At 54.8% G+C, this 22,901-nt stretch carries 19 protein-coding genes and 3 tRNA genes; 8 read left to right on the forward strand and 14 right to left on the reverse strand.

The features are described 5' to 3' along the window. Positions 1 to 9 precede the first annotated feature (9 nt). Genes THINI_RS24040 through rpoE form a run of 4 tightly spaced genes read right to left on the reverse strand, consistent with a single transcriptional unit; the run spans position 10 to position 2,708 of the window. Entirely contained in the window at positions 10 to 591 is a 582-nt protein-coding gene (locus THINI_RS24040; protein WP_081485758.1) for a SoxR reducing system RseC family protein, read from the reverse strand. Next, positions 581 to 1,471 carry a MucB/RseB C-terminal domain-containing protein gene (locus THINI_RS03220; RefSeq protein ID WP_002707226.1) on the reverse strand — a complete coding sequence of 297 codons (891 nt, stop codon included), beginning with the start codon at positions 1,469 to 1,471 and terminating at the stop codon, positions 581 to 583. Before THINI_RS03220 ends, THINI_RS24040 begins: the two co-directional genes overlap by 11 nt. Next, entirely contained in the window at positions 1,455 to 2,093 is a 639-nt protein-coding gene (locus tag THINI_RS23110; RefSeq protein WP_002707227.1) for a sigma-E factor negative regulatory protein, read from the reverse strand. Before THINI_RS23110 ends, THINI_RS03220 begins: the two co-directional genes overlap by 17 nt. Positions 2,094 to 2,132: 39 nt before the next feature. Continuing rightward, entirely contained in the window at positions 2,133 to 2,708 is a 576-nt protein-coding gene (rpoE, locus tag THINI_RS03230) for an RNA polymerase sigma factor RpoE (protein ID WP_002707228.1), read from the reverse strand. 111 nt (positions 2,709 to 2,819) lie between these two features. On the opposite strand from rpoE, the gene nadB reads away from it, so the two are divergent. From nadB to THINI_RS03260, 6 genes are all read left to right on the forward strand, one after another. Then, positions 2,820 to 4,418 (forward strand): L-aspartate oxidase, encoded by a 1,599-nt coding sequence (nadB, locus tag THINI_RS03235; protein WP_002707229.1) that lies wholly within the window; start codon positions 2,820 to 2,822, stop codon positions 4,416 to 4,418. Positions 4,419 to 4,478: 60 nt separating this feature from the next. Next, on the forward strand, positions 4,479 to 5,846 hold the full coding sequence (purB, locus tag THINI_RS03240) for an adenylosuccinate lyase (RefSeq protein ID WP_002707230.1): 1,368 nt from the start codon (positions 4,479 to 4,481) through the stop codon (positions 5,844 to 5,846). Between the two features lie 75 nt (positions 5,847 to 5,921). Beyond that, on the forward strand, positions 5,922 to 7,061 hold the full coding sequence (locus tag THINI_RS03245; protein ID WP_002707231.1) for a cupin domain-containing protein: 1,140 nt from the start codon (positions 5,922 to 5,924) through the stop codon (positions 7,059 to 7,061). A 195-nt stretch (positions 7,062 to 7,256) separates the two neighbouring features. Further along, positions 7,257 to 7,559, forward strand: a complete 303-nt coding sequence (locus THINI_RS03250) for a hypothetical protein (RefSeq protein ID WP_002707232.1) — start codon at positions 7,257 to 7,259, stop codon at positions 7,557 to 7,559. Positions 7,560 to 7,784: 225 nt separating this feature from the next. Continuing rightward, the gene (locus tag THINI_RS03255) at positions 7,785 to 8,486 is read left to right on the forward strand and encodes a response regulator transcription factor (protein ID WP_002707233.1); all 702 of its coding nucleotides are present in this window, start codon (positions 7,785 to 7,787) and stop codon (positions 8,484 to 8,486) included. 82 nt (positions 8,487 to 8,568) lie between these two features. Continuing rightward, positions 8,569 to 9,990 carry an ATP-binding protein gene (locus tag THINI_RS03260; protein WP_002707234.1) on the forward strand — a complete coding sequence of 474 codons (1,422 nt, stop codon included), beginning with the start codon at positions 8,569 to 8,571 and terminating at the stop codon, positions 9,988 to 9,990. A 19-nt stretch (positions 9,991 to 10,009) separates the two neighbouring features. On the opposite strand, the gene pbpC is transcribed toward THINI_RS03260, so the two are convergent. From pbpC to ybaK, 10 genes are all read right to left on the reverse strand, one after another. Then, positions 10,010 to 12,358 carry a penicillin-binding protein 1C gene (pbpC, locus tag THINI_RS03265; protein WP_002707235.1) on the reverse strand — a complete coding sequence of 783 codons (2,349 nt, stop codon included), beginning with the start codon at positions 12,356 to 12,358 and terminating at the stop codon, positions 10,010 to 10,012. 2 nt (positions 12,359 to 12,360) lie between these two features. Continuing rightward, complete coding sequence (locus THINI_RS03270) at positions 12,361 to 17,265, reverse strand: alpha-2-macroglobulin family protein (RefSeq protein WP_002707236.1); 4,905 nt, start codon at positions 17,263 to 17,265, stop codon at positions 12,361 to 12,363. Between the two features lie 119 nt (positions 17,266 to 17,384). After that, positions 17,385 to 17,460: transfer RNA gene (locus tag THINI_RS03275), tRNA-Glu, on the reverse strand. 36 nt (positions 17,461 to 17,496) lie between these two features. Then, positions 17,497 to 17,572 (reverse strand) — tRNA-Glu (locus THINI_RS03280). A gap of 19 nt (positions 17,573 to 17,591) precedes the next feature. Continuing rightward, positions 17,592 to 17,795, reverse strand: coding sequence for a hypothetical protein (locus THINI_RS03285; protein WP_002707237.1), 204 nt, complete (start codon positions 17,793 to 17,795; stop codon positions 17,592 to 17,594). A 27-nt stretch (positions 17,796 to 17,822) separates the two neighbouring features. Beyond that, positions 17,823 to 17,898: transfer RNA gene (locus tag THINI_RS03290), tRNA-Ala, on the reverse strand. Positions 17,899 to 17,941: 43 nt separating this feature from the next. Then, the gene (locus THINI_RS03295; RefSeq protein WP_002707238.1) at positions 17,942 to 18,391 is read right to left on the reverse strand and encodes a CBS domain-containing protein; all 450 of its coding nucleotides are present in this window, start codon (positions 18,389 to 18,391) and stop codon (positions 17,942 to 17,944) included. 142 nt (positions 18,392 to 18,533) lie between these two features. Continuing rightward, a complete protein-coding gene (gene gltX, locus THINI_RS03300) occupies positions 18,534 to 19,937 on the reverse strand; it encodes a glutamate--tRNA ligase (protein ID WP_002707239.1) in 1,404 nt (467 codons plus the stop codon). A gap of 254 nt (positions 19,938 to 20,191) precedes the next feature. Beyond that, positions 20,192 to 20,680 (reverse strand): phosphatidylglycerophosphatase A family protein, encoded by a 489-nt coding sequence (locus tag THINI_RS03305; RefSeq protein ID WP_002707240.1) that lies wholly within the window; start codon positions 20,678 to 20,680, stop codon positions 20,192 to 20,194. 43 nt (positions 20,681 to 20,723) lie between these two features. Further along, positions 20,724 to 21,203 (reverse strand): Cys-tRNA(Pro) deacylase, encoded by a 480-nt coding sequence (ybaK, locus tag THINI_RS03310; RefSeq protein ID WP_002707241.1) that lies wholly within the window; start codon positions 21,201 to 21,203, stop codon positions 20,724 to 20,726. An 87-nt stretch (positions 21,204 to 21,290) separates the two neighbouring features. On the opposite strand from ybaK, the gene THINI_RS03315 reads away from it, so the two are divergent. Beyond that, positions 21,291 to 21,671, forward strand: coding sequence for a thioredoxin family protein (locus THINI_RS03315; protein WP_002707242.1), 381 nt, complete (start codon positions 21,291 to 21,293; stop codon positions 21,669 to 21,671). An 84-nt stretch (positions 21,672 to 21,755) separates the two neighbouring features. Continuing rightward, on the forward strand, positions 21,756 to 22,877 hold the full coding sequence (locus THINI_RS03320; RefSeq protein ID WP_002707243.1) for an FIST signal transduction protein: 1,122 nt from the start codon (positions 21,756 to 21,758) through the stop codon (positions 22,875 to 22,877). The last annotated feature ends 24 nt before the right edge of the window (positions 22,878 to 22,901 follow it).

A 22,901-nucleotide genomic window follows, 5' to 3' on the forward strand; every position in this document is an offset into this window, starting at 1 on the left:
GCACAAGCACTAGGCAAGCGGGAGGATTTGCGAAAAGTTTGTCTGCCCAGACACTCGCAGAATAACCGGCAGGGAGTCGCTGGAACTGAAAGAACGGGCTACCACCCGATTAGCCAAACGCAGCCCCCCGATCAAACCGGCCACACCCGCAAACACCGCACCCAATTCAGAAGGCAAACCTAGCAAGGCAAAGGCTTTCTGCCCGAGCATGGCCGCCAGGATCAAGGCAATCAATGGCAACAGATAAGCAAATAATGAATAAGTAACCAACGTATTGCCAGGCATTCCCACGATTACCGTATCGCCAGGGCGAGCATAGACAGGATTCATAGCCCACATTTTCTGCGGCTCCCGACGCAGGAAACCCAATACTGAAGAAGAAGAGCACGAATTTTTTGAAGCGCAAGCGGCACACCCGCCTGCTGCTGAACCTTGTTGCGGAACCACCCACGCCTGACCGGCTTCGACACTAACCACCAATGCTGTTTGTTCAATCATCCTTGTAGCCCTATTTATTAAGTTTTTAGGGCTATCATACGCAAGGAAACTTGACTGAAACTTAATCACATCAGGATCGTGTTCACTGGACATGTTGCAAACCTTCGCCTACGGCTTTCAGGGTTGCCACAGGCACTTCCCCCACCAAGGCGACACGGTAGCCATCGACTTCGGTGGTGTAAATATTCATGGCTCCCGCCGAAAATTCCAGGCTCTCCAGAATACCGGGAGCGCCGGGCGGGGTGATGAAAACCGACACCGACGTCATGCCATCCGAGAGGATAATTTGCCGCAAGGGCGTTTGACCGTTGACCGCATCCTGACGCAAATCCTGCACCTGCTGGAAACCGGCGGGCAAAGTACCAAACACCCAGTCAGTGCTAGAGGGTGCGTCGGGCGTTTTCCCCGGGGGTGTCACATCTGCGCGAAACTGGGCAGCACTTTGCACTGCCGGTGCAATATCCAGCGCGGTAAATATCAATTGCTCGACCGATTGGTGGGAACGGTCAATCAGGGAATATTTCAACAACATGCCGCTGGCGGGATCAATGCAGTAACGTTGCAGATAGCGCATCTTGTCACGTGGGCGCGCAACTATGACATCGCAATTGCGGTTGGCGACAAATTCCTGCCCACCTAATTCCAGCGAGTACACCTGTTCCATTTGCGGTTGTACCTGCTGGAACTTGGCCAAAGAAAAGCTTTCCACCTGCTCAGAAGCCGCACCCTGGCCTTGTTCAAGGCGGATCACACTCTCCCTTTCCGCCCCGTTTTCCAGTTTGTGGCTAATCTGATAGGTGGAAAGCTCATTACCTTGGGCATACACCAGCGTGCCCGAATAATCGAGGGTATGGACAGCATTGCGCATCTGGGCAAGCAAATCCAACGCCTCATCCGCCGCGCCGGCTACTGGCCACGCCAGCACACCCGCCAACACCGCCATGGCAACCGGATTCTTAACGTTCATTGGCATAGGAAATAGCCCTGATTGAAGGCGCAATCGCTGTGGTGGATGCGTACTTAACGTGTTGCGCCACATACTGTTTGAGGATATCGCGTGTTTGCGGGTCGATACGCCCGACCTGGCGGATACGCGCATCAGCCGCCGCCACATCAGCCACCTGGTTAACGCCCGCCGCTTGCGGGGTAGCCGACGCTGGCGTTGATACCTGTTCCGCTTCCACTACCGGGGCTTCCGGCATTGGACTCATGGCTGCCTGCATCTGTGGCGTTGGCTGCTGGAAGAATAGCATACCGCCAACCGCAAATGCGGCCACGGTAGCGGCCATTCCCATACCTGCCCACTGCCATGCACGCACAGGCGCTGCCTGTTTGCGGGTAGGCAATGGCGCAATCACCTGCTGGTAGGCAGGCTCATCGGCCAGTTCATCCTGAATACGGGATAGCAAGGAAACACCTGCTCCCATGGGTTGACCCTTGCCTGCGCGCATGGCTTCACCGATAAAGGCGTAGCGTGACAAGGTATCACCCAATTCATCATCTTTTTTCAGCTCTTCAAGCAAGCGGCGGCGCTCGAACTCACCAGCCTCATCATCAAGAAAAGCCGACAAGAACTCTTGTTTGCTTGTGTTCATTTCATTTCACCTACACCTGAGACACTACTCTCGGGGTACTTAGCCTAGTAGTGGCCTCAAAACTTTATCAATCGACTCACGCGCCCGGAAAATCCGCGAACGCACAGTACCTATTGGACATTCCATTGTCACTGCAATTTCTTCGTAACTCATGCCCTCCAGCTCACGCAGAATGATGGCCGTGCGCAAATCCTCGGGTAATTCCTCGATTGCCGAGGTAATCACCTCCTGGATTTCCGCCGTCAACATCTCGCGCTCTGGCGTGGCATACTCCTTTAGAGCAGACTCACCACTAAATTGTTCCGCTTCATCTGCACCAATATCGACATCAGGCAAACGGCGGCTCTGCGACACCAGATAATTTTTGGCGGTATTGATGGCAATACGGTAAAGCCAGGTGTAAAAAGCGCTTTCACCACGGAAGTTTTTCAACCCACGGTAGGCTTTAATGAAAGCTTCCTGCGCCACATCCTGGGCAGTGTCGTGGTCATGTACATAGCGCAACACCAGATTGATAACCTTGTGCTGGTATTTCAGGACCAGAATATCAAATGATCGTTTATCCCCCGACTGGACCCGCTGCACCAGTTCGAGGTCGGTTAGACTAGCGCCCATCAGGGCTTTTCTCCTTGGTTATTATCTCACTAAGACTATATGCTACATGCCATAAGGCAATATTAGAATAGTAAACCCAAGGAATTCCGCACTGGATGCGAGAGGTAAAAGATGTACGATGTACTCATCATCGGTAGTGGCGCTGCCGGCCTGACCCTGGCATTGAGCCTGCCCGAAAATTGCCGAATTGCCGTCCTGAGCAAGGATGTCATCACGGAAGGCAGCACTGTTTACGCCCAGGGCGGCATTTCCGCTGTGCTAGACGCAACCGACAGCGTGGATTCGCATATTGAGGATACCTTGAATGCCGGGGCAGGCTTGTGTGATGCCGAAGCCGTGCGTTTTACGGTGGAAAATGGCGCAACATCCATCGGCTGGCTGCTGGATGCAGGCGTCCCGTTTACCCGCGAGGAACATGATACCAGCCGCTTGCATCTGACCCGTGAAGGCGGCCACAGCCATCGCCGCATCGCCCATGCTGCCGATGCCAGCGGTGCCGCCATTGAAAACACGCTGGTCAGCCAGATTCGCCAGCGCGCCAACATCACCACGCTGGAACACCATATTGCGGTCGACCTAATCACCTCCCGCAAGCTGGGTTACCGCAACAACCGCTGCATGGGTGCGTATGTGCTAAACCGTAAAAGCAAGCGCATCATCACCGTGGAAGCGCGTTTCACCGTACTGGCAACCGGCGGGGCAAGCAAGGTTTACCTGTACACCAGCAACCCCGACGGAGCCAGCGGCGACGGCATCGCCATGGCCTGGCGTGCCGGTTGCCGGATCGCCAACATGGAATTCATGCAGTTCCATCCAACCTGTCTTTACCATCCACACGCCAAATCCAGCCTGATTACCGAAGCAGTGCGCGGCGAAGGCGGGCGGCTGCTGTTGCCGGATGGCACCCGTTTCATGCCCAAATTCGACCCACGCGCCGAACTCGCCCCCCGCGACATCGTGGCGCGCGCCATCGACCATGAAATGAAGCGGCTGGGGCTAGATTGCGTCTACCTCGACATCAGCCACAAGCCCAAAGACTTTATCCTCAGCCACTTCCCCAACGTGTATGCCACCTGCGAAAAATTTGGCTATGACATGAGCAAGGAACCGGTTCCGGTTGTACCTGCTGCCCATTACACTTGCGGCGGCGTGATGGTGGATCAGGATGGCCGCACCGATGTGGATGCACTGTATTGCATCGGTGAAGCCTCCTACACTGGCCTGCACGGAGCCAACCGCATGGCCAGCAATTCCCTGCTGGAATGTGTTGTCTATGGCAAATCCAGCGCTGAAGACATCACGGCACGCCTGAATGAAGCTGCCCTCGACCTGCCGATTCCACACTGGGATGAAAGCCGCGTCACTGACTCGGATGAGCGCGTAGTCATTACCCACAACTGGGATGAAATCCGCCGCTTCATGTGGGATTACGTCGGCATTGTGCGAACCACCAAGCGCCTGCAACGCGCCCTCAACCGCATGGAACTGCTGTTGCGGGAAATCGACGAGTATTACGCCAACTTCCGCGTGACCAGCGACCTGATTGAACTACGCAATCTCGCGCTGGTGGCATGGCTGATTATCCGCTCCGCCTTAAACCGGCCAGAAAGCCGTGGTTTGCACTACACGCTGGATTTCCCCAAACTCAACCACAAACTGGATGGCATACCGACGGTTTTAGACCCGATTACCACCTACCATCCTTACTGATTTGCGGTAAACTCTCGGTTTTTTACGCTTACCCACTGTTAATTTGTATCAGGATACGGCATGGAACTTTCTGCACTGACCGCACTTTCCCCCACTGACGGGCGCTACGCCAGCAAAACGGCGGCATTACGCCCCTGGTTCAGCGAATATGGCCTTATTTACCACCGTGTATTGGTGGAAATCCGCTGGTTGCAGATGCTGGCCGCCCATGCCCAAATCAGCGAAGTGCCGCCCTTTTCCGCTGAAGCCAACGCCTTTCTGGAAAGCATCCTCAGCAACTTTGCCGAAGCCGACGCCCTGCGGGTCAAGGCTATCGAACGCACCACCAACCATGATGTAAAAGCGGTCGAATACTACCTGAAGGAAAAAATTGCCGGGCAAACCGAACTGGAAGCCGTCAGCGAATTCATCCACTTTGCCTGCACCTCGGAAGACATCAACAACCTTGCCTACGCCCTGATGCTCAAAGGCGGCATGGAACAGGTTGTCCACCCGGAACTGGCGGCAACCATTGACGCTATCCGCAAGTTGGCACATGACTACGCCGAAATTCCGTTATTGTCCCGCACCCACGGCCAGCCTGCCTCGCCCACCACGCTGGGCAAGGAAATGGCCAATGTGGCTTATCGCCTGCAACGCCAGCAAAAACAGATTCTTTCAGCCGAATATTTAGGCAAAATCAATGGCGCAGTTGGTAACTACAACGCCCATATCAGCGCCTACCCCGACATTGACTGGCAAGCGACCGCGCAGCAATTCGTGACCTCACTAGGACTAAGCTGGAACCCTTACACCATCCAGATCGAGCCGCACGACTACATCGCCGAAACTTTTGACGCCATGGCACGTTTCAACACCATCCTGATTGATTTCTGCCGTGATGTGTGGAGTTACATCTCGCTCGGCCATTTCAAGCAGAAAGTGGTCGCGGGCGAAGTGGGTTCCTCCACCATGCCACACAAGGTCAACCCGATCGACTTTGAAAATGCGGAAGGCAACCTCGGCATCGCCAACGCCCTGATGACACATCTGGCACAGAAACTGCCGATTTCCCGTTGGCAGCGTGACCTGACCGACTCTACGGTTATGCGCACGCTCGGCGTTGGGCTAGGGCATTCCCTGATTGCCTACCAATCCGCCCTTAAAGGTATTAGCAAGCTGGAAGTCAACGCTGCCAGCACCGCCGCTGACCTTGACGCCAACTGGGAAGTGCTGGCCGAACCGATCCAGACGGTCATGCGCCGCTACGGCATTGGGCAGCCCTACGAAAAACTCAAGGCGCTCACCCGTGGGCAACGCATTACGCCAGAAGGTTTGCGCGAGTTCGTCAACACGCTGGATATGCCACAGGGAGCCAGGGATGCCTTGATTGCCATGACACCAGCTACCTATATCGGCAATGCTGTTGAGCAAGCAAAAAACATCTAACCCCCACCCCCGACCCTTCCCCCGCCCTGCGGCTACGCTCAGGGAACGGGGAAAGGGAGTAAAGAGAGCGTCGGCATGTTTGGTGACATCACTATTGAAGAATTCCTGCGCGATTACTGGCAGAAAAAGCCACTGCTGATACGTAACGCCCTGCCTGCTTTCCAACCACCCATCACACCGGATGAACTGGCGGGATTGGCTTGTGAAACAGACACTTCCCGCATTGTCCTCGAAAAAGGTGGCAAGCACCCTTGGGAGGTTCGGCATGGCGCATTCGACGACGATGACTTTGCCGACCTGCCCCCAACACACTGGACACTGCTGGTGAATGACACCGACCAACATTTGCCGGAACTGAAAGCCGTGATGGAACCGTTCCGTTTCATCCCCGACTGGCGTATCGACGATCTGATGATCAGCTTCGCAGTGGAAGGCGGCTCGGTCGGCCCACATGTGGATGAGTACGACGTATTCCTGATCCAGGCACAAGGGCAACGGCGCTGGCAAATCACTACCCAACCTGCCCGGCCAGATAACTTCCTGCCGGATCTGGAACTGCGCATCATGCGCGACTTCCAACCTGAGCAGGAATGGGTGGTCAACCCCGGCGATATCCTGTACCTACCCCCCAATGTGCCACACTATGGCTTGGCGCTGAACGAATGCATGACTTATTCGGTCGGCTTCCGCTCCCCCTCCCAGCGGGACATGCTGGAAAACCTGATGGACGAGCTACTGGACGAGCCGCGCCTGCAACAGCGCTTCAGCGACCAGGGACGCCAGCCGCAAGCAAACCCCGGCGAACTGACCAGCGCGGACATGGATAGGCTGGTGGATTTTGTGGTCGATGCCCTTCCCCAGGATGAGCAATCCCTGCAACGCTGGCTGGGCAAATACCTGAGTTCACCCAAACACCGGGAAATGCTACCTGATGCCACACCTCTCAGCCGTACAGAATTGACCCGCCTTATCGGGCAAAAGAAGCGCTTTGAAAAAAGTCTGGCATCACGCCTGCTCTACTTCGTGATAGAGGATGACATATATTTATTCGCCAATGGCAACAATTATGTACTTTCCATAATCCATATTCGCTTTGTGCAATATTTATGCTCATCCGTAAAGTTGCTGTATAAAGAGTATCATCAGTTTGTTACCGAAAGGGAATGCCTTGATCTTTTGCACGAATTGGTTTCCCAAGGTATTTTTTATTATTAAAAATACTGTACCGACTATTTTATACCCAGCAACATATACCATGATTAAATTTTATATTTATCATTTAGATAAATAATGATAGCAAGCAACATTCATCGAAGATTCAGTTTTGATTGATTAATATACAAAGCATAATTTTTACATCTCGCTATTGAGATGGTTTTTCAAGCTTTTTTATGTAACAGGGGAAACGTTATGGATTGTAAAAAATCCATGTTTGCTGCTTTTTGCAGCGTTATAATAGCGGGCGTTATCAGCGCTACGCTGCCAGGGGTAGCCTTGGCCGGTGATAGCGAAAAAAAGATTTCGCTCAAACGAACCAACCCATCTGAACCTATAGGGCGCGATGCCGTCCTCTCAAAGGTCAAGTCAGAATACAAGGGGCGCGTCCTTTCCGTTCAGGAAAAGCCCCTGCCCGGCTACCCGGATTGCCATATCGTCCGTATGCTCTCCCTCGAAGGCGAATACCTAACCATCAAAGTTGCTTGCAGCGATTAGAAAAGACTCTCAAGTGACTTGAAAATATAACCAAATTACTGATTGAATACCCGATATCCGGCAGGATGATCGGGTATTTTTTATGGACTCAATTAAAAAAATGTATTGAATGTTTTTTATTCCCGTCAACCTGTTGTATGATTCAAGCGGGGTTGCAGGCTCAGGATGAGCCTTCATGCACTACCATGATATGTAATTTGCTGATAAACATGGAAAAACGAAATCATGCGCGTACTGATAATAGAAGATGAAAATATCCTCCGCGACCAGGTGGCTGACGATCTGAAAAAGAGCGGCTTCACTGTGGATACAGCGGCGGATGGTTCCCAAGGGCTTTATGTTGCACTGGAATATCCCATTGATGTGGCGGTCATTGACCTGGGCCTGCCCAGCTCCAAGGGTGCACCAGTGAATAACGAACTGGGGTTGGACATTATCCGTGCCATCCGTACCAAAGGGCTGGATTACCCCATCATTATCCTGACAGCCCGTGACCGCTGGCAAAACAAGGTGGAAGGTCTGGAAGCCGGTGCTGACGATTACATAACCAAACCGTTTCACACCGAAGAGCTCATCGCCCGCCTACGCGTGCAGTTAAGGCGCACGGGTCGCTGGACCCAGGCTGAATTCAGTTGCGGCCCCATCCGTTTGAATACATCCGAACAACGGGTGTATGTGCAGGATCAGGAAATCACCCTGACCGCCTATGAATACCGTGTACTGGAACACCTGATGCTCCATGCAGGCGAAGTCATTTCCAAAACCCGCCTGACCGATAGCCTCTACGAAGAGGACGCCGACCGTGACAGCAATGTCATTGAGGTATTTATCCGCCGCCTGCGTATCAAGCTTGACCCGGATGACAGCCTCAAGCCGATCGAAACGCTGCGCGGACGCGGTTACCGCTTTACGCTCGCACGCAACTGATAGGGAAACCTAGGGTTTTACTACATATGGTCAGCTCCTTACCTTACGCAGCCGTCAGCTTATCAGTGGCTTCGGTGTCATCATGGTTGGCATTTTGATGCTGGGCAGTATGTTGCACTGGTTCTCCTACCGCTACAAAATAGATCAGGAAAAGGATGAGCTGACCCAGATCACCTACAACATGCTGGGCTTCCTGATCTTTGAAGATGGCAAATTCGGCATCCTTAAAGATGCCGACATGGAGGAAAAGGCCAGGGAGATTATTGACGAGTACAACCTCAACGACGTGGAGCAAGGCCGGTTTGCTTACGTCATTAATGCCGCCAACTCAGAAATCATCTGGAGCGCATCCAGCCTTGGCAAACCCAGTGATCTGGTAGACCCGGACTATTACCTGTATTTTGATTTGGGTAAAGACCAGAGCCAGGAACCCAGCTTCAAACCCTTCTTCGCCCAGGGCAAACCACGCACACCCCGTGACATCTCCCGGCTGGATGACCCGACCGTCAAACAAAAATACAACCAGGAATACCTGCTGGCAGCACAAAACTTTTTCCAGGAACCTTACGGCCAGTTCCAGTTTGTGGTTGGTGAGTCCATTGCCGACATCCAGAAGGAAATGCAGGACATGCGACAGAAATTTGCCATCCTGCTGTTCCTGTCCGCCGTACTGGTATTGATTGCCCAGTTGGCACTCAGTTTCTGGGTAGTTGCCCCAATCAAGGAATTTGAAAACGAGGTCAAATCCATCGAGGCTGGGGAAAGGGAAAGCGTTGACGACCATTATCCCGAAGAGCTGATACCCGTCAAAAACGCCATCAACGCCTTGCTGAGCTATGAAAAAGGGCAAAAACAGCGTTACAAGGATTCCCTCGACGATCTGGCGCACAGCCTGAAAACACCGCTGGCGGCCATGCAAAACCAGCTTGACCAACTGGCACGAGATGTTCACAGCCCGGACAACCCACTCGGAAACAGCGTCAAGGTATTTGACTCGCAAATTTTGCGGATGCGGGAAATCATTTCACACCAGCTGCGCCGTGCGATGGTCACCAATCAGGGAGCCATGATCCTATCCCAGCCTGTACGGCCAGTCATGTTCCGCCTGCGTGACACTTTGCAAAAGGTTTACCGCGACAAGCCATTCGAGTTCCGCCTCAATGTGGACGAATACGCCAAATGCCGTATGGATGCCGAAGACATGATGGAACTGTTTGGCAACCTGTTGAACAACGCCTGCCGCTTTTGCCAGGAAATCGTGGAAGTGACTGCCCACCACGAAGGCAACATGCTGATCATCGACATTGATGACGACGGCATGGGCTTCCCTACCGATAACCCCGCCAAACTGCTGCAACGCGGTGTCCGCGAAGACAGTAAAAACGAAGGGCAAGGCATCGGCATGGCAGTCAGTACCGAGATCGTTTCAGCGATTGGCGGCAAGATCGAGTTGCAGGTATCACCGTATGTGGGCGCGCGGGTACGGCTGCACCTGCCGGTTTAATCTGTTCTACACTGCGTGATTACTGGCTGACAACCCGGATGGGCATTTTGTCCACCGCCCCTGCGGCGTCAAACACGGTCAGGTCGTAATCGCCTGCCCGGGTAAAGGTATAACGCAGCCCATCGCGTTCAGGGTCAATGCCCACCGGCTCGCCGTTAACCAGCCAAAAATACTGCCCTTCGCCTCCTTGTGCCAGCAAATCCACCGTCACCCCCAGGGTTTGCTGACCACTGGCAGTGGCTGGCAGATACAAACGGGTACTGGCATCCAGGTTGCGGATGGCCAGCTCCACCCCGCCCTGATACTGACGGGAAGTGGGGCAGGCAGGGTCAAAACCCGGCAAACGCATTTTTTCCAGCACACTGTCCGCCAGCCATGGCTGTACTTCCAGCGGCCACATCGCCACCTGACGGGAAACACGTTCAGGGACTACACATTCCGAAGTCACCCGCAAACCTGTCTGCGGGTTCACCCAATAAGTCTGCAAGCCCGCTGACCACGAGTATTGTTGCACATTAGGCAGGGTTGGCGGCACACGGCCATCCAGAGTCCAGGCTTGCAGGCGCACATGGCAATGCTTCGGCGCGGTAGTATCCGCCCGCCCCCCCAGTGGCCAGCAAATATCCACCCGCTCCACGTTGTCCGGACGGCGACGGACATTCCCGTTAACATTACCGGGCAAGGCGCGGAAAATGTCGAACAAAATCGGGCCAGCAGCATATGCCCCGAAACGCCCCGGCAACGGCGTGCCATCAGGTCGGCCTGTCCACACCCCCACCGTATAGGCATCACTTACCCCCACTGCCCAGGCGTCGCGGAAACCGTAGCTTGTGCCTGTTTTCCAGGCAATACCAGCATGGTTGACGCTGCCTTCCGGTGGCGAGACTGCCCGCAAAATATCCTGAATGATCCAGGCCGCACCCGCGCTCAACATGCGCCGTTCCACCAGCGGCTCAGCGGGCAAAAAGCGTGGCTTGATGCTGACGCCCTCACGTGCAAATGCAGTAAAACCACGCACCAAATCCTCCAGAGTCGTTCCCGCCCCACCCAGAATCACGCTCAGGTTAGGTTCCGCCTGCCCAGGAAAACGGATAGTCACCCCACCGTTGCGCAAGCGTGCCACGAAACTGGCCGGGTTCAACCGCTGCAACACATCCACCGCCGGAATGTTCAGTGATTGCTGCAACGCCTGAGCCAAGCTGACCGCGCCGGAAAAATGCCGGAAAAAATTCTGCGGCGCATAATCCTCCCGCCTGATCGGCACATCGCTGAGCAGGCTGGCGGAATGCAACAAGCCATCGTCCACCGCCATCCCGTACAGGAAGGGTTTCAGCGTGGAACCGGGGGAACGCACTGCCTGCACCATGTCCACATGCCCGAACCTGTCCGCCGCAAAAAAATCCGCCGAACCGGCATAACCACGCACATACCCTGTGCTGTTTTCCACCACCAACACCCCCGCAGAAGCGCCGGCTGGCAGGCTGCCCATGCGGGTACGCAACACATTTTCCAGCGCCCACTGAATATTCGCGTCCAGTGCTGTCTGCAACCGTGCTTGCTGGGTAGCGAATGCCTGCGCCTTCATACGTTGGGCGAACAGGGGCGCTGCCATGGGTTGGCGGAAACGCGCGCGGATCACCGGTTCCCGCAACGCATCCTCGACGGTTTCCTGCGTCCATACACCCTGCGCGGCCATGCGGCGCAAAACCTTATCGCGGTACTGCTGCGCCAGTTCAGGATGCCGATCCGGGCGCAAACGCGAAGGGGCTTGCGGCAATACCGCCAGCAGTGCCGCTTCAGCGTAGCTCAACTCCAACGCCGGTTTGTGCAGCCAGGCAAAACTGGCAGTCTGCACGCCTTCAATCGGCCCGCCAAAAGGGGCGAGGTTGAGGTAAAAGGTGAGGATTTCATCCTTGTGGTAATGCCACTCCAGTTGCAGGGCACGGAACATTTGCCGCAGCTTCCCACTGAGCGTGCGTTCATGCGGATCCAGAATACGCGCCACCTGCATGGTCAGGGTCGAACCGCCGGAAACAACCCTGCCGCCTTCAAGCCATTGCCACCCCGCCCGCGCCAGCGCCAATGGGTTAATGCCCGGATGCCGGTAAAACCAGCGGTCTTCGTACTCCAACAAGGCTTGCACATAACGCGGTGACACTTCATCCAACGTCACCGGGTAACGCCACACCCCCTCGCTGTCAGCAAATGCCCGCAACGGGGTGCGGTCTTGTGCCAGGATCAGCACGCTACGCACCCTGTCAGGGTCAGGCAACGGCCAGATGCGGTCAGCCAGCAGAAAACCCAGCAGGCACACCACCCCCGCGACTAAAAGGCGCAAGGAATAGCGGCCAACACGTTTCCAGACCACGGTTACGGAATATCCAGCTGCCCGGGCGTAACCACCCCTACCCCATTCAGTTCAGGCCGGTACATATCCTCCGCATAAGGCGGTGGAACCCTGAATTTCCCACTCGACACCACCCTCACCATGTAGAACAGGTGATGGCGGGTTTTGGCTTCCAGCGGCAAGGCGGCAAGGTAGCGGTCATCACGGAACTCCTGGGTGCGCAGCGAACTGCTGCCCATCAGCTCCATGACTGGCTTATCCATACCCTCCAGTTGCAACCCCTCCAGACTCTCATTGGTTTGCAGGTTGGTGTTTTCAATCTCGAAACCGGCGGGCAACAAATCAACCACCAGCGCGTCATTGATTTCCACTGCACTTTCCAACGCCAGATGGGTCAGCAGCAGGCTGCCCGGCTTGATGTCCCCCGTCTGCAACAGCTTGCCATCCATGCCGTACCAGTCGCGCTGGATCATGACCGGGTCGCTGTCAGGCGCGGGAGCCACATCCGGGTAACCATCCAGCGACAGGGCGACATACAACGGCTCCTGCCCTTGCGTGGCAATGCTTATGCCTTTCTGAAAATCCATCGCGGCAAGGCTCTGGTAATGGACGCCCTTGCCCGGCAAATCCACGCTACCGTCACCGATTTTCAGAGCGGCCTGCCAGCCAGCCTTGAGCTTTTCTTCCACCTTCAAACCCGCCAACAGGGTAAACAATTGCTCTTGGGTGCTGAAATAACTGCGGTTATGCAGCAAATCCGCCAGCTTGGTGATTTCGGCAGCCTGCTGGGGAATGCTCACCTGGTAACGCAACAGCAGGTAGAGCATGGCCGCCCGATCACGCAAACTGCTGCCGTAATCACCCAGGTATTTCTGTTCATCACGCGCCAGCGCCAAGCCGCGCTTGATGGCTTCATCGCCACGTTTAGGGTCGCCCGACGCCCGCAGCGCCAACCCCAAATGCACCAGCGGCAAACCGGAGGCAGCCTTGCCCGCATCCTTGTCAAACATGACTTTCAGCGTACCCGGCGATGCCCGTTTGACCCGGGAAAGCACATAAGCCGCGTAGGCGCGCGCCGCCAGGTCGAGATGATCCGGCGTATCGGAAAATTCGTAGCGGCTTTCCACATACCGTTCGCCTTCCTGCATACGCTCTTCCAGGTTTTGCAGGGTGCGTTGCAGCAACCATTCAGGAACGGTAAACCCCTGCTCTTTGGCGTCCAGCAGGAAATCCGCCACATACGGTGTCAGCCAGTATTCTTCCGCGCCGTAATTGCCCCACAGGGTGAAGCCGCCATTGGACAATTGCATCCCCCCCAGACGCAGCAAGGCGGCACTGACGCGTTCATTGCGGGTTTTCATATTGACCGGTTCCAGACCCAGTTGTTCGGTGACATTGGCATCCAGAAACAGGTAGGGCCATGCGCTACTGGTAGTTTGTTCCAGACAGCCATATGGGTACTGCAACAATCCCTGCAAGGCGCTGCGCAAGGGCAAGGGCGGCGTGGCAGCCAGGCTCAGGTTGGCATCCAAACCGGCAGACAGGAAGCCTTGCAGGTTGGCTGCATTCAGCGCCAGCGTCTCACCGGGTTTCAACTCCCGGCTCAGACCCAAATGTTTGGCCGGGTAAGCAGGCCGTACCGCAAACTGAAGCTGGCGGTGGGAAACAAAGTCCTTGCCGGTCAATTCGAGGTTAACCTGCGCCAACCCCAATGACTGCTGTGCCGCCAGCGGCAAGCGCAGGGTTTCACGCTTGCCCGCCGCCAGGGTAAGTTCGCGTTCCAGCGCCAAACCCGCCAGTAATGGATTGGCGTCGATTTTCAGTGTCACGGTTTGCGCTTCGGTCGTGGTGTTGTTTATGTCCACGGTCAGGAAACCGCTGTCGCCCACCGCCAGAAAACGCGGCGCTGCCAGACTGGCGACCACCGGCGAGGCTACTTTCATTTCCTGCTCGGCACTGCCAAAACGCTGGCTGGAGGCGGCTATCGCCATCAGGCGCAAAGTTCCGTCAAACCCGGGCAAGGGAAGATCAATTTTCGCTTTGCCATCTGCATCGAAATTTACCGCACCACTGAACAGCGACACGATTTTCACATCCGCTTGCGCCAATGAACCACCCCGGCGGATGCCAGCGTCACCACCAAAACGTTGCCGCAGTGGCGTCCCCTCCGCACCTTCGATAATTTTGCCGTAGTCATCATAGAGATTGACTTCGTATTTGTGCTGCGAGAAGAAAAAGGCAAACGGGTCAGGTGTTTTGAAATCGGTAATGCTCAAAACCCCGGCGTCGACCGCTGCGAGCGTAACAATGGCGCTTTCATTGCTGAGGTTGTCGCTGCTGACGGTTACGCTGACGGTTTTTTCCGGCAATACTTTTTCCGGCGCTTCGATACTCAGGTTCAGACGCCGGTCTTCCCTGTCCAGCGGCAGGAAAATGACGCCCAGCGCCCGGTTGGGGGCAATTTTCTGCTGGCTGCTGGCCGGGCGGAATGCAGTCACCGTGGCGTACAGGTCATGCCGATTCCAAGCTTTGTCCAGCTGGATGTCGACCGTTGTGCCTTCGGCAGACAAGCTGACCCGTTCAGACCACAACATCGACTCCCCTTCCACCGCTACGATTGCCTCACCGGCGGCAGGCGGGGTAATGGTCAGTTTGGCGATATCCCCAGCTTTGTACATAGGCTTGTCCAGCGCCAGCTCAATCTGGTCAGGGCGGGCAGCGGTATTTTCAGATTGTTCCCAATCCCAACCTGCATGGAACGGGTAAACGGCTTTCAGGCCGGTTTCCGCGTCTTCCACTTCCAGCCGGTAATAGCCGTATTGCACGGAAAACACCACTTTACCGCGTGCTTCGGCATCCAGCGTGACCTTTTGTTGCACGGTCGGGTATTCGCTGGAAATTTCCTTGCGTCGCCAGCCTTCGGCGTCGTTGTATTCCCAGAAATACTCTTTTTCTTCGCGCACCAGGGTGACCGCCAAGGGCTGGGCTGCCGGTACTGGCTGGCCTTCCGCATTGACCCGCGCCAGTTCAAAGGCGGCTTCGCCATTGCCCGCCACCGTATCCTTGCTGAACAAGGGGCGGATACCCACCAGGTTTTGGGTTGGCCAAAAGGGCACATCCAGCTTGCGCACGACGCCGCGCCCACCAGTTTCATGCAGCTCGCCCACCACGCTCAAAGTCAGGGGGGAATTGATCTTGCCTGCCAGCGGCGGGATTTCCAGAAAGCCGCCACCGGTTTCATTGAGCACCAGCTCCGGTAAATCTTCACGGCTCACCAGCTTGTTATCCGCCGGGTCGCCGAAATAATAGTCCTTGAAACTATCCAGCGGGTGCTGGTTCACGCTGACAGTACGCACTGCCGTGAGTTTGTTGCCACTGGCAGGAGCACCGTACAAATAGTCGCCTTGCGCCGCCACGATCAGCGTTTCACCGCTGGTCAGCAACTTGTCTTCCGTGCTCAGGGCAAGCTTCATGCGTTCCGGCATGAACTCTTCCACATGAAAGGTAAACGTGTTGACCGGTGATTCATCTTTGGCATTGATTCGGAGTTCCGCTTTCCAGCTTCCGGTCGGGGCATCAGCGGGAATCGGCAGCCGCCAGGAAAAGTAACCCAGCGCGGGGTTGGTGGCCACCAGGTTCTCTTCCAGCAACAATTTAGTGTCGGGGCGGACAATCCGCAGGTGCAGGTTCTTGCCCGGAACCGGCTGGCCATCCCGGTTGCGGAGCAGGATCGACAAGTCCATGTTTTCACCGGGGCGGAACAGGTCGCGGCTGCTGTAAACAAACGGCGCAATCGGTTTGTCCGGCAAGCCTTCGACCTGGTATTCCGACAAATCCAGCGCCGCGTCCCGCAAATCCAGGAATGCAAACTGATTCCCCACCTGTGCTGTCAGCAGCAAGCCACCCTGTGGCCGGTGTACGAAACTGACATGCCCGCGCTCATCTGCTGCCAGCGACAGAGTTTCCTTTTCCCCCCGCAGTTTCAGCTGTACGCCCGACAGGGGTTTGCCGCTATCCAAAGCATTGGTGAAAACCTCCAGCCCACGCGGATACAAGCGGACGTGCAAACCGATGTTGGTGACAATAAACTGCGTAATCCGGTAGGCATCATCGCTGAAGCGCCCCGGTTCGCGCATGACGGCAAAATATAGGCCGGGCGTTTTTAGTTCCGGGATATTCTCGACCGGAATCAGCAATGAAGTGCGCGCATTGGGCTTGGCATCAGTCACATAGCGCTGGGCGTGGACGCTTTCCGTCACCCGATGGATGTCTTCCAGCTGCCATTGGGACAGGCGCTCACCCAACGATACCGTTTGTAGCATTTCCGGCAGCTTGTCCGGTTGCACCCGCAGAAATTCAATATCCAGCTCCGGCACATTGACTACCCTGATCGGCAGCCCACCGGTCAATTTGGCAGGCAAAATACTACCCGTAGTGGCGAAATCAAATGCAGGTTTGACATCACGGGTTTTGACGGTGTAGTCAACCGGCTTTTGCAGCTTCAGGTCATTTTTACTGGCGACACCAGGCCGCACTTGTATGCGGTATTCCGTCTGCGGCTTGATATTGCTGAAAAAAAGCCGCCGCGTTTCACTTGCCAGCACCCAGCTTCCCTCCACCATCTTGCCGCCAGCGGTCAGGGTAATGAAGCTGTTATAATCTTCGGTCGACCGGAGATCCTGGGAAAAGGTAATGGCTAGCGCCGGGCTGGTGTCCAGGGAGCGTTCGGAAACGTCCACCACCAGCATCTGCGTCAGCAATTCTTCATTGGTGTAACCCGGCAGGGCAGCTGGCTCAGCAGTTTTTGGGGTTGCCTCCGGCGGTGAAGCGGCATCTTCTGTAGCCCCGGCAGATATGCCCAACAACAGGCAGGCCAACAGACACACGAACCAAATTGGGGGAACCAGACGGCGAACATGAAAACCCATTATTATTCTCCATCCCTGCAAGGCAAGATGTATGATTGAATGATCAGTATAGACTTTCACGTTAAGGGAAAGTTGCGCTAAACACAAGAGGATGAAAGCAGGCGGGAAGAAGAGGAAAGTGGCGACCCTACGGGGATTCGAACCCCGGTTACAACCGTGAAAGGGTCGTGTCCTAGGCCTCTAGACGATAGGGTCGCTGATGTAAACTTGCTGTGAAGATAGCTGGAAAAGTGGCGACCCTACGGGGATTCGAACCCCGGTTACAACCGTGAAAGGGTCGTGTCCTAGGCCTCTAGACGATAGGGTCGCTGATGTAAACTTCCAATCTACCTGTGGTCACTGTCTCTTGGGGAGAACAGGACGATGGTGGACAACCCGGCAAAAAGGAGTAAAAAACCGAGTGGTACTGCCATCAAAAACATTTTCGCCAACTCGTCACTGTCTGCGAACATGAAGCCGAATCCGAATATAAGACCGACGACTGTAATCACCAGACCAGCAATGAAGCTGTAACGACCAATGCGATCCATACAAAAACCTCTCGCAGCGGTCAAGGTTGGTGGAGCTAATCGGGATCGAACCGATGACCTCTACAATGCCATTGTAGCGCTCTCCCAGCTGAGCTATAGCCCCACGGCGAAAGAGAGGCGAATTCTGAGGGAATCCGCCCCCTCTGTCAAGAGCCTTTTAACGAATTTGCAAAGATTGCTTTGTGCACATCGCCAAGGCTGATAATGCCCATCAATTTGGTTCCCTGCACTACCGGGATGCGGCGTATTTTCTGTACACACATGAGGGAAACAGCCTTCATGACAGGCATATCCGGACTGGCGGAAGCGACCAGTTTGCTCATGATGTCACCCGTTTTGAGCATCAGTGCATCACTGTAATCTTTTTCCATTTTCTCGAAATCAGGCGCTCCTTCCTCACGTGCAACATCAGAAATGTCAGGAAACATTTTCCGCAGCACATCTTTTTCAGATACAACACCTACGACATTGTTGTTGTCATCGACCACAGGCAGACCACTGATCTTGTTGAAGCACATGACCTCAACAATATCCCGTACCGGGGTGTCTGCTTTGGCCGTTTTCACGTTTGTAGTCATGATGTCTTTGACTTTCATCTGTTTCCTCACTGACAACGGTTATCACGCCAGAATCCTGATTCCAGCTTCGGTTATTGGCATTCGCCAGTTATTACTACGTGTAAAATAGCACGAAACATCACTCATCAATACTAGCTTTTAGGGATGCTCCGTTCATCATTCAAGGCATAGCTTGTATAAAACTGATAGCCCGCAGGATGCGCGCCAAAGTGCGTTCGCGTCCAATCAGTTCCAGGGTGATTTCCAACGACGGCGAAGAAGCCCCACCCGTGGTTGCGACACGCAGTGGCGGCCCTACCTTGCCCAGTTTCACACCCAGTTTTTCACAGGCAGCCTGGATAGCGGTATGGATAGGCCCCCCCTTCCACTCGGCCAGGCTCGCCAGTTCATTATGCACAACTTGCAGGTTATCAGCCGTATCAGCCTTGAACTGCTTCTTGACCGCACTCTCGTCAAATGCAGCAAAATCTTCGTAGAAATAACGGCTAATAGCGACTATTTCAACCAAAGTCTTGGCACGTTCACGCTGGGCATTGATCACATCCGCCACTGTCGGGCCGTTCGCAACGTCCAGATTCTGTGCCTGTATATGCCATTGCAACTGCTTTTCGAGTTCTTCCACTGGAAGGGTCTTGATGTAATGCTGGTTCAGCCACAGCAGCTTGTCAGCATTGAAGGCGGAGGGTGCACGGTTGATAGCCGCCAGTGAAAACAATTCAATCATTTCCTTGCGGGAGAAAATCTCCTGATCACCATTTGACCAGCCCAGACGCACCAGATAATTCAATAACGCCTGCGGCGTGTAGCCGTCATCACGGTATTGCATAACACTGACGGCTCCGTGGCGCTTGGACAAGCGCTGGCCATCACAGCCCAGAATCATCGGCACATGCGCGAATTTGGGTGGTTCAAACCCTAACGCTTTCATGATATTGATCTGGCGTGGCGTGTTGTTGATGTGGTCATCACCCCGGATAACGTGCGTTATGTTCATGTCGATGTCGTCCACCACCACCGTCAGGTTGTAGGTTGGCGTACCGTCAGACCGGGCGATGATCAGATCGTCCAGTTCCTTGTTGCCGACAGTGATTTTGCCGCGCACCAGGTCTTCAAATTCTACCGCACCATCCTGTGGGTTACGGAAACGGATGACCGGTTCGACGCCTGCTGGCGCATCTGTACGCCCGAAACAGCGCCCGTCATAACGTGGCTTTTCCTTGCGCGCCATTTGCGCTTCACGCATCTGTTCCAGCTCGTCCTTGCTGCAATAGCAGCGGTAGGCATGGCCGCTGTCCAACAGTTGCTGGATCACTTGCCTGTAACGGTCGAAACGCTGCGTTTGGTAGAACGGGCCTTCGTCATATTCCAGCCCCAGCCAATCCATGCCTTCGAGGATTGCATCGACGGATGCCTGAGTGGAACGTTCACGGTCAGTGTCTTCAATGCGCAGGATAAACGTGCCGCCCGTCTTGCGGGCATATAGCCAAGAAAACAGCGCAGTACGTGCGCCGCCAATGTGCAGGTAACCAGTCGGGCTGGGGGCAAAGCGGGTTCTGACGTTCATGACATTCCGTGTTGTGCTTATTACAAAAGCAGGAAGCTTAGCAGTTCATCAACCGGAAACAAACCTTAAGGATAACTGAATGAAAAATAAACGATTTATTCAGTTAAAATTCAGTACTCCCCGCGCATACTGTCTCGCACCTGAGGACTAATGGGGGCTTCCAGGGGCTATATGGGGTAAAGATAATAACAATAAGGGCTGCAACCCCGCCTTTTATTCAAGCAAAGCTTTCCGCGTGGAAGGCTATTTGCTGTTCATGATCCAAGCAACCATACCAGCAGTTGAAGGCATAAGAAAGCGTAAATTCCCGCCAAAATATCATCCAGCATAATACCCAGCCCACCATGGATATTGCGGTCGGCAACCCTTACCGGCCAGGGCTTCCAGACATCAAACAGGCGGAACAGGCAAAAACCCGCCACAATCCAGCCCCACTCCACTGGTGCAGCCAGCATGGTCAGCAGGAAACCGGCAAATTCATCCCAGACAATGCCGCTATAATCATGCACACCCAGCAGGCGCGAAGACTCGCCGCAAATCCAGATGCCCGCCACCGATATTACTAGGGTAGCCAGCACATACCCCCACAGCGGCCACTGTGCCAGCAGCAGGTATAACGGAATGGCGGCCAGCGTACCCGCCGTACCCGGCGCAACCGGCGACAAGCCGCTGCCAAACCCAAATGCCAGAAAATGTACCGGGGAAGAAAAAACCGTATTTACCCGCACAACCACTTTTTGCATCCGTATCCATCCTTGTCACATCACCAAAACACACTGCCCGTTGTCACCGCTCACGGGCAATCGGCGCAGCCACGCCTTTACACAAGGCAAGCAAATCCTGCGGTGCCAGTTCAATGTCCAGCCCACGCCTGCCACCACTGACGTAAATGCTGGCAAATTGCAGCGCGGAAGCATCCAGAACCGTCGGCAGCAGCTTTTTCTGCCCCAGCGGGCTGATGCCGCCCACAATATAGCCCGTGCTGCGCTCAGCGTCTTTTGGATCTGCCATATCCGCCGTTTTCGCATTCAACGCCTTGGCGATCTGCTTAAGGTTGAGGAACATCTCCACCGGCACAATCCCCACCGCCAGTTTTTTACGGTCGCCATCCAGCGCCACCAGCAGGGTCTTGAAAACCTGCGCCGGGTCTAACCCCAACGCTTCCGCCGCTTCCAGCCCATAGGCTTCAGCGCGCGGGTCATGCACGTATTCGTGCACCTGGAAAGGTATTTTCGCTTTTTTTGTCTGCTGGATTGCCGGTGTCATGTCTGCCCGCCCTGATTTATCACCCCCGTATGATTTCACACACACGGCAAGATCGCTATAATCGCGCCTTCTTGACTGGAGGTCATCATGGCGGACTACACATTCATTTTCGACATCAATGGCATCGCGGACTTTGAGGAGCGCGTCACCAAGGCTTCGCTGCGCAACCCGGTGCTGGTCGACTTCTGGGCGGACTGGTGTGGCCCCTGCCTGTTCCTTGACCCGGTACTGAAATCCGTGATCCCCGAATACCATGGCAAAGTACTGCTGGCCAAGGTGGATACTGACGAAGATGAAAACATGAAATTGGCAGGCCGCCATCAGGTTCGGGGCTTTCCCACCGTCTTACTGATCGAGAATGGCATGGAAGTCGCCCGTTTCAGCAGCGCCCGTACCAAACCCTTTGTGCGCGAATTCATCGACAGCAACAGCCAGTTATTATTACGAGCAAATTTTACTCGGCCTTAAATCTGGCATTCTGCAGTTCCCCATGGCATCATGATAATTAAATTTAATTAAAAATAATAATTCTTTAGCAATGGATGGTTTAAAATGAAAGTTAGCACGCTTTCTTACACAGTTGAGCATGGCTTCTCATCCGATTTGCCCGAAATTAAAGCACCACAATTGCTTATCTTGGTTTTTGGCCACCCCAGTTTTCTGGAAAAACCTCAGGCTTTTGAAACACTGAAGGCAACCTATCCACAAGCCATCGTGATGGGCTGTTCCAGTGCAGGTGAAATTATCGGTAGTTCTATTCAGGATAACAGCCTGGTCATTGCCTTGGCACAATTTGACTCCGCTTCCCTGCGGATCGAGTATTCCAACATTGACGACCCGCTGGAATCCCGCAATATTGGACGCCTGCTTGCCGACAAACTCAGCACCGATAGCCTGAAAGGGATTTTTGTCCTATCTGAAGGCTTACATGTCAACGGCAGTGAACTGGCGCAGGGTTTCAATGACGTAGTAGCAAAAAATACGATTGTAACCGGAGGCCTGGCGGGCGATGGTGTACGCTTCCAGCAGACTTGGGTACTGCGGGATGGCAAACCCGTCAGCGGCACGATCGCAGCTCTCGGGCTGTACGGCGAAATCCAGATCAACCATGGGTCTAAAGGCGGCTGGAAACCGTTTGGCCCCGCCCGCGAAGTGACCCGCGCCGAACACAATATCCTGTATGAACTGGCCGGAACACCGGCACTGACCCTGTACAAAACCTACCTGGGCGAAATGGCGGATAGCCTGCCTGCCGCTGGCCTGCGCTTCCCGTTGGCGCTCAGCCAGCCGGGGGATGGAAAAGAACTGGTACGCACCATCCTCGCGGTTGACGAAACCACCCAGTCACTCACCTTCGCAGGTGACATCCCGGTTGGTGCATACGCCCAGCTGATGCGCGCCAACCTCGAGCAACTGGTTGAAGGGGCCGAAGACGCTGCCATCATGAGCGCCACCGACACTGATCAGGAAGTGCTGTGCATTGCCATTAGTTGTGTGGGCCGCCGCATGGTCATGGGGGCAGACGCAGAAGAGGAAGTGGAGGCTGTGCTGGATAACCTGCCAGAAAACACCACCCAGATCGGTTTTTACTCTTACGGGGAAATTTCACCCTTTTCCAAAGGCAATTGTGACCTGCACAACCAGACCATGACGCTGACCACCCTGTATGAGTGAACGTACCTGACCCATCTGTCGGTT

Origin of the sequence: Thiothrix nivea DSM 5205, from assembly GCF_000260135.1 — a bacterium.
In the GTDB taxonomy this organism is placed as follows: domain Bacteria; phylum Pseudomonadota; class Gammaproteobacteria; order Thiotrichales; family Thiotrichaceae; genus Thiothrix; species Thiothrix nivea.